Annotated in this window: 14 protein-coding genes; 12 read left to right on the forward strand and 2 right to left on the reverse strand. The window is 74.7% G+C overall.

The annotated features are described in order from the left end of the window. Nucleotides 1-43 precede the first annotated feature (43 nt). Together WCD58_RS29925 and WCD58_RS29930 are read right to left on the reverse strand one after the other, a co-directional pair. The gene (locus WCD58_RS29925) at nucleotides 44-817 is read right to left on the reverse strand and encodes a DUF305 domain-containing protein (protein WP_337706784.1); all 774 of its coding nucleotides are present in this window, start codon (nucleotides 815-817) and stop codon (nucleotides 44-46) included. Continuing rightward, entirely contained in the window at nucleotides 817-1,734 is a 918-nt protein-coding gene (locus WCD58_RS29930) for a thioredoxin-like domain-containing protein (RefSeq protein WP_337706785.1), read from the reverse strand. The genes WCD58_RS29925 and WCD58_RS29930 overlap by 1 nt, the downstream gene beginning before the upstream one ends. Before the next feature lie 123 nt (nucleotides 1,735-1,857). Here WCD58_RS29930 and argS point away from each other — a divergent pair, with 123 nt between their 5' ends. The 12 genes from argS to WCD58_RS29990 all read left to right on the forward strand — a co-directional run bounded on the left by argS (nucleotide 1,858) and on the right by WCD58_RS29990 (nucleotide 16,816). Continuing rightward, nucleotides 1,858-3,510, forward strand: a complete 1,653-nt coding sequence (gene argS, locus WCD58_RS29935) for an arginine--tRNA ligase (RefSeq protein ID WP_337706786.1) — start codon at nucleotides 1,858-1,860, stop codon at nucleotides 3,508-3,510. Nucleotides 3,511-3,588: 78 nt separating this feature from the next. After that, nucleotides 3,589-5,013: a diaminopimelate decarboxylase gene (lysA, locus tag WCD58_RS29940; protein ID WP_337706787.1), complete on the forward strand. Its 1,425-nt coding sequence runs from the start codon at nucleotides 3,589-3,591 to the stop codon at nucleotides 5,011-5,013. A gap of 26 nt (nucleotides 5,014-5,039) precedes the next feature. Beyond that, nucleotides 5,040-6,389, forward strand: coding sequence for a homoserine dehydrogenase (locus WCD58_RS29945; RefSeq protein ID WP_337706875.1), 1,350 nt, complete (start codon nucleotides 5,040-5,042; stop codon nucleotides 6,387-6,389). Next, nucleotides 6,386-7,480, forward strand: coding sequence for a threonine synthase (gene thrC, locus WCD58_RS29950; protein ID WP_337706788.1), 1,095 nt, complete (start codon nucleotides 6,386-6,388; stop codon nucleotides 7,478-7,480). The genes WCD58_RS29945 and thrC overlap by 4 nt, the downstream gene beginning before the upstream one ends. A 14-nt stretch (nucleotides 7,481-7,494) precedes the next feature. Next, nucleotides 7,495-8,403 (forward strand): homoserine kinase, encoded by a 909-nt coding sequence (gene thrB / locus WCD58_RS29955; protein ID WP_337706789.1) that lies wholly within the window; start codon nucleotides 7,495-7,497, stop codon nucleotides 8,401-8,403. 415 nt (nucleotides 8,404-8,818) lie between these two features. Next, a complete protein-coding gene (gene rho, locus WCD58_RS29960; protein ID WP_337706876.1) occupies nucleotides 8,819-10,969 on the forward strand; it encodes a transcription termination factor Rho in 2,151 nt (716 codons plus the stop codon). 184 nt (nucleotides 10,970-11,153) lie between these two features. Next, the gene (locus WCD58_RS29965; protein WP_337706790.1) at nucleotides 11,154-12,266 is read left to right on the forward strand and encodes a nitroreductase family protein; all 1,113 of its coding nucleotides are present in this window, start codon (nucleotides 11,154-11,156) and stop codon (nucleotides 12,264-12,266) included. Continuing rightward, a complete protein-coding gene (locus WCD58_RS29970; protein WP_337706791.1) occupies nucleotides 12,263-13,795 on the forward strand; it encodes a phenylacetate--CoA ligase family protein in 1,533 nt (510 codons plus the stop codon). The genes WCD58_RS29965 and WCD58_RS29970 overlap by 4 nt, the downstream gene beginning before the upstream one ends. 139 nt (nucleotides 13,796-13,934) lie before the next feature. After that, complete coding sequence (gene rpmE / locus WCD58_RS29975; RefSeq protein WP_337706792.1) at nucleotides 13,935-14,156, forward strand: 50S ribosomal protein L31; 222 nt, start codon at nucleotides 13,935-13,937, stop codon at nucleotides 14,154-14,156. A gap of 88 nt (nucleotides 14,157-14,244) precedes the next feature. After that, nucleotides 14,245-15,348 (forward strand): peptide chain release factor 1, encoded by a 1,104-nt coding sequence (gene prfA / locus WCD58_RS29980; protein ID WP_337706793.1) that lies wholly within the window; start codon nucleotides 14,245-14,247, stop codon nucleotides 15,346-15,348. Next, entirely contained in the window at nucleotides 15,345-16,157 is an 813-nt protein-coding gene (gene prmC / locus WCD58_RS29985) for a peptide chain release factor N(5)-glutamine methyltransferase (RefSeq protein WP_337706877.1), read from the forward strand. The genes prfA and prmC overlap by 4 nt, the downstream gene beginning before the upstream one ends. 11 nt (nucleotides 16,158-16,168) lie before the next feature. Further along, nucleotides 16,169-16,816 carry an L-threonylcarbamoyladenylate synthase gene (locus WCD58_RS29990; protein ID WP_337706794.1) on the forward strand — a complete coding sequence of 216 codons (648 nt, stop codon included), beginning with the start codon at nucleotides 16,169-16,171 and terminating at the stop codon, nucleotides 16,814-16,816. Nucleotides 16,817-16,827 lie beyond the last annotated feature (11 nt).

The raw sequence follows: 16,827 nt of genomic DNA on the forward strand, positions 1-16,827 counted from the left end.
CGTCAGATGCCAGCGATGCCGCATCGCTCGCACGGGGACGTGATCAGTTCATGCCGGGCATGTGCCCGTCGTGCGCCATGCCGGCGTGGGGGTCCGCGGGCGCGGGGAGGGGAGCCGCGCCGCGTTCGGCGAGCATCTGCGTCATCGTCGCCGCCTCCGCGCTCTGGGACGCGACCATGCTCCCGGCGAGCGCGCGCACCGCCGGCACCGAGGCCTCCGACGCCGCCGCCTGCATCATCGACAGGCCGCCCTGGTGGTGGCGCAGCATGAGCTGCAGGAACGCCACGTCGAGGTCGCGGCCGGTCGACGCACGCATCCGCGCCAGGTCGTCCGGCGACGCCATGCCCGGCATCGTCGCGGTCGGCATGCCCATCCAGGCCATGTACTGCCCGCCGGGCGGGGTCAGCGGCTGGCCCCACAGGGTCAGCCAGCCCTCCATGCGCCCGACCTGCGAGGTCTGCGTCGACTCGATGTCGAACGCGATCTGTCGGACCTGCGGGTCGGCGGTGTTGTTCCGCGCCCACACGGCCATCTCGACCGCCTGGCCGTGGTGGACGTCCATGTCCTGCAGGAAGCCGACGTCGATCGAGCCCTCGGCGGGCCCGTACGTCGTCGCCGTCGAGCGCCCGAGCGCGATGCCGCCGATCACGCCGACGAGCACCAGCAGCAGCGCCAGCCCGCCGGCGACCACGGCCTTCGCCCACGTCGGGCTCGCGGACCACCAGCCACCCGCGCCGCCGTCGTCCCCGGAGCCGCCGTCGTCGTCCACGGGCGGTGGGGGATCGACGCGTTCCACCTCGGTGTCGGCCGCCATCATCAGCCGCCGTTCCCGCTCTGCGCGCCGCGGCCGTCCATCGTCACCGCGTCCGGGGGCGGGGGCGAGGCGTCGAAGGGCGGCGGGTTGTCCGGGTCGAAGGCGCCCGGCCCGAGCGCGTCGCAGCTCGCCCCGACCTCGGGGTAGGTGTACTGGTTCTGGCGCAGCGAGGAGATGAACTGGTCGATCCGCGGGTCGTTCGGGTCGCCGAGCTTGAGCTCGTGGCCCCACGACTGCAGCGCGATCGGCTGGTCGAGCCCCGGGTACGGCGACATCATCGTGTAGTCCTGGCCCTGCACCTTCGCCGCCAGCTGCTGCACCGCCGGGCCGGTGACCTGGTCCGGGTTGTAGGCGATCCACACCGCGCCGTGCTCCAGCGAGTGCACCATGTTCTCGGTGCGCACCGGGGTCGGGTAGACGACGCCGTTGCAGGCCGCCCAGTAGCCGTCGTGGGGCCCGCCGAACGGGGGCGAGCGGTCGTAGGCGACGCGCTGCTGCGGACTGACGTGCTGCTGGCCCGCGTACTGCCCGGTGACGATGCCGGGGATCGCGAGCGAGGGGTCGCGGTTGTCGTCGCTCGGGCGCCAGGCGCTGACCTCGCTCTCGCGGGTGAGCGCGAACCCGATGACGCCGACGGCGAGCACCACGATGACCGAGATCGCGCCGATCAGCAGCCACGGCACCTGGCGGCGGGTCGCCGCGGCGGGGCGCTTGCCGCGGGTGACGGGGTTCGGGCCGCGCTTGGCGTTCGGCCGCTGCCCGCCGCCGGAGCGCTGGCCGGCGGGGCGCTGACCACCACCGGAGCGCTGACCGCCGCCGCTCCTGCCGCGCGCCTGGCCGTTGCCGCCGCCACGCGCGGGCCCGGAGGACGACCGCCCGGAACTCGACCCGGTCCCGCGGCCGGACCCACCACTCGCCATGGGGGCGAGGATACGGAGGACACCGTCACGCCCCGGTGACCCCCCGTGATCAACGAATCCGGCCACCGGGCGGGTGACTCCTCCGCCGAGAACCCGCAGGCACCGGTCCCTAGAATCTCCGGGGTGACCCCCGCAGCCCTGGCCGACCTCCTGCGCACCGTCGCCGTGGACGTGCTCACCGAGCGCGGCCTCGACACGACGGTGCTGCCCGAGACGGTCACGGTGGAGCGCCCGCGCAACCCGGAGCACGGCGACTACGCCACCAACCTCGCGCTGCGCTCGGCGAAGAAGGCGGGCGTGCCCCCGGCCGACCTCGCGGGCTGGCTGGCCAAGGCCCTCGAGCAGCACGACGGCATCGCCGCCGCCGAGGTCGCCGGCCCCGGCTTCCTCAACCTGCGCCTGGCCGCGGACGCCCAGGGCGGCATCGTCGCCGACGTCCTCGCCGCCGGGAGCGGGTACGGGCACACCGACGCGCTGACCGGGCAGGCGATCAACCTCGAGTTCGTCTCCGCCAACCCCACGGGCCCGATCCACCTCGGCGGCACCCGCTGGGCCGCGGTCGGCGACGCCCTCGGCCGCGTGCTGGCGAGCCAGGGCGCCGCGGTCACCCGCGAGTACTACGTCAACGACGCCGGCGCGCAGATCGACCGGTTCGCCGAGTCGCTCATCGCCGCGGCGCGGGGCCTGCCGGTGCCGGAGAACGGCTACGGCGGGGCGTACGTCGCCGAGGTCGCGCAGAAGGTCGTCGACACCGAGCCGGGCGTGCTCGACCAGCCCGACGACCAGGTGCTCGCCGCGTTCAAGCGCCTCGGCGTGCAGATCATGCTCGACGAGATGCGGGCGAGCCTCGAGTCGTTCGGCACCCACTTCGACGTGTGGTCCTCCGAGCTGGCGCTGCACAGCTCCGGCGCCGTCGAGCAGTCGGTGCAGGACCTCAAGGACGGCGACGCGCTCTACTTCGCCGAGGGCGCGTGGTGGATGCGCTCGACCGCCCAGGGCGACGACAAGGACCGCGTCGTCATCAAGTCCGACGGGCGCCCGGCCTACATCGCGGGCGACATCGCCTACTACCGCGACAAGCGCGCCCGCGGCGCCGACCTCGCGATCTACATGCTGGGCGCGGACCACCACGGCTACATCCACCGCCTCAAGGCCGTCGCGGCCGCGTTCGGCGACGACCCGGCGCGCGTCGAGGTGCTCATCGGGCAGCTCGTGAACCTCGTGCGCGACGGCGAGCCGGTGAAGATGTCCAAGCGCGCCGGCACGATCATCACGCTGGAGGACCTCGTCGACGCCGTGGGCGTGGACGCCGCGCGCTACACGCTGGCGCGCAGCTCGGTCGACCAGGTGCTCGAGATCGACCTCGACCTCATCTCCAGCCGCACCAACGAGAACCCCGTGTTCTACGTGCAGTACGCCCACGCGCGGCTGTCGTCGCTGGCCCGCAACGCCGCCGACCTGGGCGTCTCCGCCGAGGACCCCGACCTCGCGCTGCTCACCCACCCCCGCGAGGGCGACCTCATCCGCACGCTCGGGGAGTTCCCGCGCGTGCTGTCCTCGGCCGCGAGCCTGCGCGAGCCGCACCGGGTGGCGCGCTACCTCGAGGAGCTGGCGGGCACCTACCACCGCTTCTACGACTCCTGCCGCGTCCTGCCCCAGGGCGACGAGGAGCCCGCGGCCATCCACACGGCGCGCCTCGCCCTCTGCTCCGCGGCGCGTCAGGTGCTCGAGAACGGCCTGGGCCTGCTCGGCGTCAGCGCGCCCGAGCGCATGTGATCACCGAACACACCGACGAACAGAGCTGGTTGCACCCACGATGACCCCGCGAGACGTAGCGGAGCGGAGCTCGACCCGATGACGAGAGCCCATCCCGCCGGGCCCCGCCACGCCGACGTCATCCCGCAGCACGAGGACGGCGCCGGCCCGCCGGACGCCGCCGCGCTCGACGCGCTGCCCGCCGCCGTGTGGCCCCGCCACGCCGTGCGCGGTGAGGACGGCGTCGTGCGCCTCGCCGGCGTCGACGTCACCACCCTCGCGCGCGAGCACGGCACCCCGCTGTTCGTCGTCGACGAGGCCGACTTCCGCTCCCGGTGCGCCGAGCACGCCGCCGCGTACGGCGACGCGGGCCTCGTGCACTACGCCGCCAAGGCGTTCCTCACCGCCGAGACCGCCCGCTGGGTCGCCGACGAGGGCCTCGGCCTCGACGTCTGCACCGAGGGCGAGCTGCTCACGGCGCTGCGCGGCGGCTTCCCGCCCGAGCGGATCACCGTGCACGGCAACAACAAGAGCCGCCACGAGCTCGCCGCCGCGCTCGACGCGGGCGTCGGGGCGATCGTGCTCGACTCCTACGTCGAGATCGCCCGCCTCGACGAGCTCGCCCGCGGGCGCGACGTGCGCGCCGACGTGATGGTGCGCGTGACCGTCGGGGTCGAGGCGCACACCCACGAGTTCATCGCGACCGCCCACGAGGACCAGAAGTTCGGGTTCTCGCTGGCCGCGGGCGACGCCGCCGAGGCCGTGCGCCGGGTGCTCAAGTCGCCGGGCCTGCACCTCGTCGGGCTGCACAGCCACATCGGCTCGCAGATCTTCGACGCCGACGGCTTCGAGCTCGCCGCGCGCCGGGTGATCGGGCTGCTCGCGGAGCTGCGCGACGAGCACGGGGAGGCGGTCGCCGACGCCCTGGGCACCGTCGACCTCGGCGGCGGCATGGGCATCGCCTACACCGTGGCCGACCAGCCGCGCTCGCCCGCCTGGATGGCCGGCGAGCTGCGCGCGATCGTCGACCGCGAGTCCGCGCGGGCCGGGCTCGCGCCGCCGCGGATCGCCGTCGAGCCGGGCCGCGCGATCGTCGGGCCGGGCACGGTGACCCTCTACGAGGTCGGCACGGTGAAGGACGTCGAGCTGGGCGGGGGCGCCCGCCGGCGCTACGTCAGCGTCGACGGCGGGATGAGCGACAACATCCGCACCGCGCTCTACGACGCGCACTACGACTGCCGGCTGGTGTCGCGGTCCGCGGCCACCGCCCCGCCGGTGCGCTCGCGGGTCGTCGGCAAGCACTGCGAGTCCGGCGACGTCGTCGTCCGCGACTGCTGGCTGCCCGCCGACCTCGCGCCCGGCGACCTCGTCGCCGTCGCCGCGACGGGCGCCTACTGCTACGCGATGGCCAGCGCGTACAACAAGGTCCCGCGGCCCGCGGTCGTCGCCGTGGCGGACGGCACGTCGCGGACGGTGCTGCGGCGCGAGACCCTCGACGACCTGGCGCGACTGGAGGTGGGGTGACGGTGGTCGGCAACGGTGGACGACCCATCTCCGTGGCCCTGCTGGGCTGCGGTGTCGTCGGGTCGCAGGTGGTCCGGCTGCTCACCGAGCAGGCCGACGAGCTGACCGCGCGGGTCGGGGCGCCGCTGCGCCTGGCCGGCGTCGCGGTCCGGCGCCCGCAGCGCCACCCCGACGTCCCCGCCGACCTGCTGACCACCGACGCCGCCGGGCTGGTGTCCCGCGACGACGTCGACGTCGTGGTCGAGCTGGTCGGGGGCATCGAGCCGGTGCGCGGGCTGCTGCTCACCGCGCTGAAGAGCGGCAAGTCGGTGGTGTCGGCCAACAAGGCGCTGCTCGCCGAGGACGGCGCGGCGCTCGCCGCGGCCGCCGACGAGTCGGGCGCCGACCTCTACTACGAGGCCTCGGTCGCCGGCGCGATCCCGCTGCTGCGCCCGATCCAGCAGTCGCTGGCGGGCGACCGGATCGTGCGCGTCGCCGGCATCGTCAACGGCACGACGAACTTCATCCTCTCGGCGATGGCGTCCTCGGGCGCGAACTACACCGAGGCGCTCGAGGAGGCCGGCCGGCTGGGCTACGCGGAGGCCGACCCCACCGCCGACGTCGACGGCTACGACGCCGCCTCCAAGGCCGCGATCCTCGCGAGCCTCGCCTTCCACACCCGCGTCACCGCCGATGACGTGTACCGCGAGGGCATCCGGGACGTCACCGCCGCCGACATCGCCGCCGCGAAGGCCCTGGGCTGCACGGTGAAGCTGCTGGCGATCTGCGAGCAGGTGGACGGTGCGGTCAGCGCCCGCGTGCACCCGGCCATGATCCCGCGCTCGCACCCGCTGGCGTCGGTCTCGGGCGCCTACAACGCGGTGTTCATCGAGGCCGCCGCGGCCGGGCAGCTGATGTTCTACGGGCAGGGCGCGGGCGGCCCGCAGACCGCGAGCGCCGTGCTGGGCGACCTCGTCGCGGCCGCGCGCAACCGCGTCATCGGCGGGCGGGGTCCCCGCGACACCGCGCACGCGGCCCTGCCGGTGCTGGCGATGGGCGACACGCACACCCGCTACCACGTCGCGCTCGACGTGAACGACCGCGCGGGCGTGCTCGCGCAGGTGGCGGGCGTGTTCGCCGAGCACGGAGTGTCGATCGCGACGGTGCGCCAGGAGGGCCGCGGCTCCGGCAACGGGGAGGCCGGGCGTGACGCGGACGATGGCGCGCCCGGGCCCAAGGACGCCACACTGGTGATCGTGACCCACTCCGCCTCCGACGCCGCCCTCGCGGCCACCGTCGACGCCCTCACCGGGCTCGACGCGGTCCGGGGCGTCGCCGGCGTGCTGCGCGTCGAGGGCCTCGGGCGCCCCGTGACGGAGCTGGGGGGCGGGTCGTGACCGGAGTCGTCCCTGCTCAGGCGCTCGGCGCGCGCGTCGAGTGGCCCGGCATCATCCACGCCTACCGCGACCGCCTGCCCCGGGTGCAGCCCGGCTGGGAGGTCGTGACCCTGCGCGAGGGCGGCACCCCGCTGCTGCCGGCGCCGCACCTCTCGGAGCTCACGGGCTGCGAGGTGCACCTCAAGATCGAGGGCGCGAACCCCACGGGGTCGTTCAAGGACCGCGGCATGACCGTGGCGATGACCGAGGCGCTCGCGGGCGGCGCGCAGGCCGTGATCTGCGCGTCCACCGGCAACACCTCGGCCTCGGCGGCCGCGTACGCCACGCGCGCCGGCATGACCTGCGCCGTCCTCGTGCCCCAGGGCAAGATCGCGCTCGGCAAGCTCGCCCAGGCCACGGTGCACGGCGCGCGGATCCTGCAGCTCGAGGGCAACTTCGACGCCTGCCTCGAGCTCGCCCGCCGCGCGGCCGAGCAGTACCCGATCGCGCTGGTCAACTCGGTCAACCCGGCGCGGATCGAGGGCCAGAAGACGGCGTCGTTCGAGATCTGCGACCAGCTGGGGCGCGCGCCCGACGTCCACGCGCTGCCCGTCGGCAACGCCGGCAACATCACCGCCTACTGGCGCGGCTACACCGAGTACGCCGGCGACGGCGTCGTGGCCGGCACGCCCCGCATGCTCGGGGTGCAGGCCGCCGGCGCCGCCCCGCTCGTGCACGGCGCCCCCGTCGCCGACCCGGAGACGCTGGCCACGGCCATCCGGATCGGCTCGCCCGCCTCGTGGGACGGCGCGATCGCCGCCCGCGACGAGTCCGCGGGCGAGATCACCGCCGTCGACGACGACGCGATCGTCGAGGCCTACCGGCTGCTCGCCGCCCGCGAGGGCGTGTTCGTGGAGCCGGCGTCGGCGGCCTCGGTCGCCGGGCTGCTCGCGAAGGCCCGCGCCGGTCGCCTCGACACCGGACAGCTCGTCGTGTGCACGGTGACCGGACACGGGCTCAAGGACCCGGCGACCGCGCTCGCCGACGCCCCGGACCCCGTCGTGCTCCCGACGCACGTCGACGCCGTCGCCGACGCCCTGGGCCTGCGCTGAGCGCCGGGGCGGAGGTGGCGCAGGAGGAGGCTCCTGCGGGCACCGTCGTGCGCGTCCGGGTGCCCGCCACCTCGGCGAACCTGGGCCCCGGCTTCGACACGCTCGGCCTGGCGCTGGGCATGTGGGACGAGGTCGAGCTCTCGGTCGGCGACGGCGAGCGGTGCACCGTCGAGGTCGAGGGGGAGGGCGCCGCACGCGTCCCCCGCGACGAGCGCCACCTCGTGCTGCGCGCCGCGCACGCCACCTTCGCACGGGCGGGGGCACCGCGGGTGTCGCTGCGCCTGCGATGTCGCAACGTCATCCCGCACAGCCGTGGGCTGGGCTCGTCGGCGGCCGCCGCCGTCGCGGGAATCGTGGCGGCCCGGGGCTTGTTGTCCTCGACGTATCCGTTGGACGACGACGCGGTGCTCGACCTCGCGGCCGGGTTCGACGGCCACGCCGACAACGTGGCCGCCTGCCTCCACGGCGGGCTCGTCGTCAGCTGGGGACACGAGGGCGACTGGCACGCCGTGCACCTCACGCCGCACCCGGCGCTGCGCCCCGTGGCGCTGATCGCCGAGCGGTCCAGCTCCACCGAGGCCACCCGCGGGCTGCTGCCCGACCGCGTCCCGCACGCGGACGCGGCCTTCACGGCGGCACGGTCGGCGTTGCTCGTGCACGCGCTGACCAGCGAGCCCGAGCTGCTGCTCGCGGCCACCGAGGACCGCCTGCACCAGCCCTACCGGCGGCCCGCCTACCCGGAGACCGCCGCGGTCGTCGACTGCCTGCGCGCCGCCGGCGTCGCGGCCGTCGTCTCGGGGGCCGGGCCGACGGTGCTCGCGCTGACGCTCGACGGGCAGCTGCCCGACGAGCTCGACACCACCGGCTTCACGGTGCGGCCGCTCGCGGTCGACACCGAGGGCGCGCGGGCCGAGATCGTCTGAGGGAGATCCCGCTGCCCGCCGCGCGGGGGGTGGTTGTTGCCGGTCACCGGGGCGGGGTCTACATTGAGGCTCACAGCGACCACGCGTGTGGCGCGTCGGTGCCTGGTCCCGCTCCGTTCGGGGCCAACCCTCTTCCCCAGCCGTCGGGTCGTCCCGGCGGACGGACACTCATGATCGCTGTACGAGAGTTCCGCGGGCCTTCCCGCCCGAGACCGGCTCCTGCCGGTCCGCCGGGCCGGAGCGGTCCCGCGAGCAGCCCCGTCGTATGCGGGGCGGACACGTCCGCTGGCTCGGGTGGTCCCCGGGCCGGTCAGGAAGGACCTGCGTGACCGAAACCGACGTCATCTCCACCGACGGCGCCGACGGCGCTGCGACTCCCGCGCCCGAACGGCGCCGGCGGGGAGGTGTCTCCGGAATGGTGCTCGCCGAGCTGCGCGATCTCGCGACCTCGCTCGGCGTCTCCGACACCACGGGGATGCGGCGCAACGACCTCATCGCCGAGATCAAGAAGCGGCAGTCCGGCGGCGGCGACCAGCTCCCGCTCGCCGAGGACGCCCCCACCGGCGGCAACGGCGCCGCCGCTGCCGCCACCACCGAGACCCCCGCCGAGGCGCCGGCCCAGGCCCCCGCCGAGGACGCCGCTCCGGCGCGCCGCCGCGGCGGTCGCCGTCGCGCCACCTCCGCGGCGGGATCGCCGCCCGAGGCCGAGTCGCCCGCCGAGGACGCCGCCGCGTCCAACGGCAGCGCGCCGGCCGAGGTGCCCACCGAGGCCCCCACCGAGGTGCCCAGTGCCGTGACCGCGGCGTCCGACGCCGTGCCCGGTGCCGACGCCGCGGCCGCCACCGCGACCGAGGCCCCGTCCGACAACACGTCCGACAGCACCTCCGACACCACCTCCGAGGCCCCGAGCTCGTCCCGCCGTGGCCGTCGTGGCGCCCGCCGCGACGCCGGCCCGGGTGTCGACGCGCCGGACGGGGCGGCCGCCGCGGACGAGACGTCCGCGAGCGAGTCGGCCACCGACAGCGCCCCCACCACCGAGCGCACCGACACCACGCCCGACGGCGACGGTGACGGCGGCCGCAACCAGGGTGGCCAGTCCCGCCGCCAGCGCGACCGCGACCGCCAGCAGGACCGCCAGCAGGACCGCCAGCAGGGTGGCAAGCCCGACCAGAACGGTCAGGGCGGCCAGCAGGGCGGCGGCCGCAACCAGGGTGGTGGCCAGCAGCAGGGCGGCGGCCAGCAGGGCGGCGGCCAGCAGGGCGGCGGCCAGCAGCAGACCAACCAGCGCGACGACGATGACGACGACGAGGAGGGCGGTGGCCGCCGGCGCGGCCGGCGCTTCCGCGACCGTCGGCGCAACCGCAACGACCGCGGCGACCGCAACGAGCGCGGCCAGGGCGGCGGCGAGCCGGAGGTCCGCGACGACGACGTCCTCATCCCCGTCGCCGGCATCCTCGACGTGCTCGACAACTACGCGTTCGTCCGCACGTCGGGCTACGCGTCGGGGCCGAACGACGTCTACGTGTCGATGTCGCTGGTGCGCAAGCACGGGCTGCGCCGCGGTGACGCCGTCACCGGCCAGGTCCGCCAGCAGCGCGAGGGCGAGCAGAACCGGCAGAAGTTCAACCCGCTGGTGCGCATCGACTCGATCAACGGGCTGGACCCCGAGGCGGCGCGCAAGCGTCCCGAGTTCACCAAGCTCACCCCGCTCTACCCCAACGAGCGGCTGCGCCTCGAGACCGACTCGCACCTGCTGACCACGCGCGTCATCGACCTGGTCATGCCGGTCGGCAAGGGCCAGCGCGCGCTGATCGTCTCGCCGCCGAAGGCCGGCAAGACGATGGTGCTGCAGGCGATCGCCAACGCGATCACCACGAACAACCCCGAGGTCCACCTCATGGTCGTGCTCGTCGACGAGCGGCCGGAGGAGGTCACCGACATGCAGCGCTCGGTGAAGGGCGAGGTCATCGCCTCGACCTTCGACCGGCCGCCGTCGGATCACACCTCGCTGTCGGAGCTGGCCATCGAGCGGGCGAAGCGCCTGGTCGAGATGGGCCACGACGTGGTGGTCCTGCTCGACTCGATCACCCGCCTCGGCCGCGCGTACAACCTCGCGGCCCCGGCGTCCGGGCGCATCCTGTCCGGCGGCGTCGACTCGACGGCCCTCTACCCGCCGAAGCGCTTCCTCGGCGCCGCGCGGAACATCGAGGACGGCGGCTCGCTCACCATCTTCGCGACGGCCCTGGTCGAGACCGGGTCGACGATGGACACGGTGATCTTCGAGGAGTTCAAGGGCACCGGCAACGCCGAGCTCAAGCTCGACCGCAAGCTCGCCGACAAGCGCATCTTCCCCGCGATCGACCCGGACCCCTCGGGCACGCGCAAGGAGGAGCTGCTCCTGTCGCCGGACGAGATGGCGGTGACCCACCGGCTGCGTCGCGTGCTCGCCGCGCTCGACTCGCAGCAGGCCATCGAGCTCGTGCTCGACCGCCTGCGCAAGAGCCGGACGAACATCGAGTTCCTCATGCAGGTGGCCAAGACGACGCCCGGCAAGGACGACGACTAACCCGATCGTCCCAGCGCGCAGACCCGTCTGCGCTCGCACGTGATGAACGAACGGCGCTTTCGCTGCTGACGAAGCAGCGAGAGCGCCGTTCGTTCGTCCAGAGGCGAGCGAGCACCGGGCGCGCCGCCGGAGTTGAGTAGTCGTACGGCGGTCCCGGGAGCCGCCGCGCACGAGGCTTGCTGCCATGACAGCCCACCCCGGCGCCGGCGCCCCCTCCCTCCCCGGCCCCTGGCCGGCGATCCTGGACGAGGCGCGCCGCTACCCCTCGCCGCACAACTCCCAGCCGATCGTCGTGCGCGTGCACGACGACCGCCGCGCCGAGATCTTCTACGACCTCGACCGCGGCCTGCCCGCCGAGAACTTCGGGATCCCGTTCGCGCACGTCTGCGCCGGGGTGTACCTCGAGTCCCTCGCCACGGTGGCCGCCGCGCACGGCTGGGCGGTCCGCGAGACGCTGCGGCTCGCCGAGATGGACTTCTCCTCGCCGGACCGCCGGCACCTCCTCGGCACCGTCGAGCTCGAGCCGACCCCGGTCACCGACGCGGCGGTCGAGCAGCTCGCGGCGTTCCGCGCGCGCCGGACCTCGCGCCGCCCCTACGACCGCCGTCCCGTCGACGCCCGGGTCACCGAGGAGGTCGCGGCCGTCGCCGCCGCGGCCGGCCAGGAGTTCGGGCGCACCGGCGACCAGGCCCTCGTCGACGACCTGATCCGCATCAACCAGGAGACCCTGTTCGACGACCTGCGCGACGACGCCGTACACGCCGAGATCCTCACCTGGATCCGCACGTCGAAGCGCCAGGCGGCCGCCACCCGCGACGGGCTCTCCGCCGAGACGATGCTGATCCCCGGCCCGCTGCTGCGGATCGCGATGCGCCACCGGTGGCTGTGGGACCTGCCGGTGATCGGCGGCGTGTTCCGCCGGGTCTACCTCAACACGATGCGCGGGGTGCGCGAGCTGGGCTGGCTCACCGGCCCCTTCGACGGCCCCGCCGACCACGTCGAGGCCGGCCGCGTCTTCCTGCGGATCTGGCTCGCCTTCACCCGCCACGGCGTGGACCTGCACCCCTTCGGCACGGTGATCACCAACCCCCGCTCGCACGCCGCGTTCGTCGAGCGCACGGGCATCCAGGAGACCGGCGGGCGCATGGCGTGGATGCTCTTCCGCTACGGCACCGGGAGGACACCGCCACGGGCCTGGCGACGCCGGCTCGACGCGATGCTGGTCGACGGGCGCAGCGATACACCCGACGGGTCGAGTTCCGCTGCGCTGCGTCTCCCTCCGGCGGTGGCGTCGTGAGGATCCTGTGGTGGTTCCAGGAGCTCCTGGTCGACCTGCTCGGACGGTCCCCGCGGACCCACGCCCTGCTCCTCGCGCCCGGGTTCGAGCGGCTGCGCTGGTGGCTCGGACGCCGCCGGGCGCAGCGCACCGTCGCCCGCACCGTCCGCCGCGTCCCCGCCTACCGGGCGTTCCTCGCCGAGCAGGGGGTGCCGGCGAGGGCGGCGTTCGCGGACCTCCCCGAGGCCGACAAGCGCAGCTACATCGCCCGCTGGTCGATCCCCGAGCGCTGCGTGGGCGGGCGGCTGCCGCGGCGCGGGGTCGTCGTCGACGAGTCGTCGGGCTCGACGGGCACGCCGACCAGCTGGGTCCGCGGCCCGGTCGAGCGCCGGGCCTCCCGCGAGGTGCTGCGCGTCGGTTTCCTGCGCCACGCGAGCCCGGAGCGGCCGGTCTTCGTCATCAACGCCTTCTCGCTCGGCGCGTGGGCGACCGGCATGAACGTCACCGCGGCGCTGACCCGGGTCTCCACGATCAAGTCGACCGGCCCCGACCGCGACAAGATCATCAACACGATGCGCGAGTTCGGCCCCGGCTACACCTACGTGATCACCAGCTACCCGCCGTTCCTCAAGGGCCTGCTCTCCGACGACCGGCTCGACTGGTCGGCCTACGACGTGGTCTGCGCCTTCGGGGGCGAGGGGATCAGCGAGGGGATGCGCGACCACATCCTGCGCCGCGCGCGGAAGGTCGTCGGCGCCTACGGGGCCAGCGACCTCGAGATCAGCATCGCCGTCGAGACCGAGTTCACCATCGCGCTGCGCCGGGCGATCGCCGCCGACCCGGCCCTCGCCACCGCCCTGACCAGGACCGACGAGTACGGCGTGCTGCCGAACATCTTCCAGTTCAACCCCTACGCCTACCTGATCGAGGAGAACGAGGCCGGCGAGCTGGTCGTCACCATCACCCGCCCGCAGAACGTCGACCCCCGCATCCGCTACAACATCCACGACCGCGGGCACGTGCTGCGCATGCGCGACGTGCTGCCCGTGCTGCGGCGCTTCGGGCTCACCGAGGTGCTCGACGAGCGCACGCTCGACCTGCCGCTGCTGCTGCAGTACGGGCGCAGCGACCACTCCGTCGACTACAACGGCGCGGTCGTCCCGCCCGACGGGGTCCGCGACGCCGTGGCCGGCGACCCCGAGCTCCTCGCGGCCGTCGAGAACCATCGGGTGATCTCGTACGAGGACCGCGCCGGCGACCGCCGCCTGCACCTCGCGCTGCAGCTGGCCGACGGCCGGGTGCTCGCCGACCCGGACCAGGCGGCCCACCGGCTGCTCGCGGCGATGCGGCGCGCGAACCGCGACTTCGACAACGCCATCGCGACCTGCTCGCCGGGCACCGAGCCGACCGTCGGCGTCTACCCCTTCCGCGGCGGCGTGTTCGCGGGCGACGGGTCGAAGCTCAAGAACGAGTACGTGTGGATCCTCGACGCCGCGGGGGCCGAGGCGGCGGGCATCGACGAGCAGGTGGTCAGCCCGCGGGCGGCCTGACGGCGCGGGAACATTCGGCACCCCGAGGTGGTTGTGCAGCACAGCGGGCGGTCCTGCGAGAATGGCCCGCACACCAGGTACCGGTTCACCCCACGCACGACGGGGACCCGGCGACCACCAGACGAGAGGACCGAGATCCGTGAAGAGCGGCATCCACCCCGATTACCACGAGACCCAGGTGCTGTGCGGCTGCGGCAACTCGTTCACCACCCGTAGCACCAAGCCGGGCGGCAACATCACCGTCGAGATCTGCTCCGCCTGCCACCCGTTCTACACGGGCAAGCAGCGGATCATGGACACCGGCGGTCGCGTGGCCCGCTTCGAGGCCCGCTACGGCAAGCGCACCCCCGGCAAGAAGTAGCTCCCGCGACGCCCGTCGCCCCAGCGCCACGCGCGGGGCGGCGGGCGTTCTGCGTGTCGGGACGGGTCAGCAGAGGGGAGGTCAGGGAATGACCGGGAGCATGACGTCCTCGCCCGGCGTCACCGCGCTGCTCGAGGAGCACGCGGGCCTCGAGGCGCGCCTGGCCGACCCCGACGTGCACGCCGACGCCGCGCTCGCCCGCTCGCTGGGGCGGCGGTACGCGGCGATCTCGCCGGTCGTCGCCACCGTCGGCGAGCTGAGCTCCGCCGAGGCCGACCTCGCCGACGCCCACGAGCTCGCCCGCGAGGACCCGGCGTTCGCCGCCGAGGCCACCGAGCTCGAGGGCCGCGTGGAGATGCTGCGCGCGCGCCTGTCCGAGCAGCTCGTGCCGCGCGACCCGGCCGACGCGAACGACGTGGTGGTCGAGGTCAAGTCGGGGGAGGGCGGCGAGGAGTCGGCGCTGTTCGCCGGCGACCTGCTGCGCATGTACTCCCGCTACGCCGAGCGCCGCGGGTGGAAGGTCGAGGTGCTCTCGGCGACCGAGTCCGACCTCGGCGGCTACAAGGACGTCACCGTCACCGTGACCGCGCCGGGCAGCGACCCGGACGGCGTCTGGTCGTGGTTCAAGTACGAGGGCGGGGTGCACCGCGTCCAGCGGGTGCCCGTCACCGAGTCGCAGGGCCGCATCCACACCTCGGCGGCCGGGGTGCTCGTCTACCCCGAGGCCGAGGGCGCCTCGGAGATCGAGATCGACGAGAAGGACCTGCGCATCGACGTCTTCCGGTCGTCGGGCAAGGGCGGGCAGGGCGTCAACACCACCGACTCCGCGGTCCGGATCACCCACCTGCCCACCGGCGTGGTCGTGTCCTGCCAGAACGAGCGCTCGCAGCTGCAGAACAAGGCGCGCGCGCTCGAGGTGCTGCGCAGCCGCCTGCAGGCGATGGCCGACGAGGCCGAGCAGGCCCAGGCGTCGGCGGACCGCCGCAGCCAGGTCCGCACGGTCGACCGCTCGGAGCGCGTGCGCACCTACAACTTCCCCGAGAACCGGATCTCCGACCACCGCATCGGCTACAAGTCGCACGACCTCGACCGGGTGCTCGACGGCGACCTCGACGGCGTGCTCGACGCCCTGCGCGCCGCCGACCGCTCCGAGCGCATGGCGAAGGCCGCCGACGAGGCGAGCGCCTCCTGAGCCTCCGAGAGCTGCTCGCCCGCACCACCGCCCGGCTCGCCGACGCCGGGGTCGCCTCGCCCCGGGCCGACGCCGAGCTGCTCGTCGCCCACGTCCTGGGCGTCCCGCGGGGTCGTCTGCTGCTCGCCGACCCGCCGGCCGACGAGACCGAGCTCGACGCCCTCGTCGCGCGCCGGGCCGCCCGCGAGCCCCTGCAGCACCTGCTCGGCACGGCGGTGCTCGGCCCGGTCGAGGTGGCCGTCGGGCCCGGGGTGTTCGTGCCGCGCCCGGAGACGGAGATCCTGCTGGAGTGGGCCCTCGGGCAGCCCGCCGGCGTCGTCGTCGACCTCTGCACGGGCACCGGCGCGCTGGCGCTGGCCCTCGCGCACGAGCGCCCCGGCGCCGTGGTGCACGCCGTCGAGGCCGACCCCGGGGCGCTGGCCTGGACCCGGCGGAACCTCGAGGGCTCGACGGTCGTCCTCCACGAGGCCGACGTGACCGCCCCCGGCGTCCTCGCCGACCTCTACGGCACCGTCGACCTGGTCGTCTGCAACCCGCCCTACGTCCCCGAGGGGCTGGCCGTGCCGCCGGAGGTGGACGCGGACCCGCACGGCGCGGTGTTCGCCGGCCGCGACGGGCTCGCGGTGATCCGGCCGGTCGCCGCCCTGGCCGACCGGCTGCTGCGGCCCGGGGGAGCGCTCGGGATCGAGCACGACGACTCGCACCCCGCCGCGGTGCGCGAGGTGCTGACCGAGGCCGGGTTCGCCGAGGTCACGACCCTTCTCGATCTCACCGGACGCCCCCGCGTGGCCACCGCGCGGCGGGCCTAGGCTGGGGCGCCGTGGCCACGGTGTACGACTGCGAGGATCCTGCGACGCGACCCACGGGGCTGGCCGCGGCGGCGGCCGCGGTGCGGGCGGGCCGGCTCGTCGTCACCCCCACCGACACCCTCTACGGCATCGTCGCGGACGCGTTCGACGCCCAGGCGGTGGCCGACCTGCTCGCCGCCAAGCACCGCGGGCCGGACATGCCGCTCGGGGTGCTCGTCGGCAGCTGGTCGACGATCGACGGGCTGGTCGGCGTCGTGCCGCCGGTGGCGCGCGACCTCGTCGAGGCGTTCTGGCCGGGCGGGCTCTCGATCGTCCTGCCCCACGCGCCGAGCCTGGCCTGGGACCTCGGGACGACGCGCGGCACGGTGATGCTGCGCATGCCCCTGCACCCGGTGGCCCTCGAGCTGCTGCGCGAGGTCGGCCCGCTGGCCCAGAGCAGCGCGAACGTCTCGGGGCAGCCGCCGGCGACGACGGCCCAGGAGGCCCGCGACCAGCTCGGCGACTCGGTGGAGGTCTACCTGGACGGCGGGGTCTGCGCGTCGGGCGTCGGCTCCACGATCGTCGACCTCACCGGCGAGACCCCCCGGCTGCGCCGCGAGGGCGCGGTCAGCGCCGAGGACGTCTCCCGCGTCGTCGGCATCCCCGTCTCGCTCACGTAGGACTGTGACGC

The sequence above is a fragment of the Actinomycetospora flava genome (assembly GCF_037400335.1).
Lineage (GTDB): Bacteria > Actinomycetota > Actinomycetes > Mycobacteriales > Pseudonocardiaceae > Actinomycetospora > Actinomycetospora flava.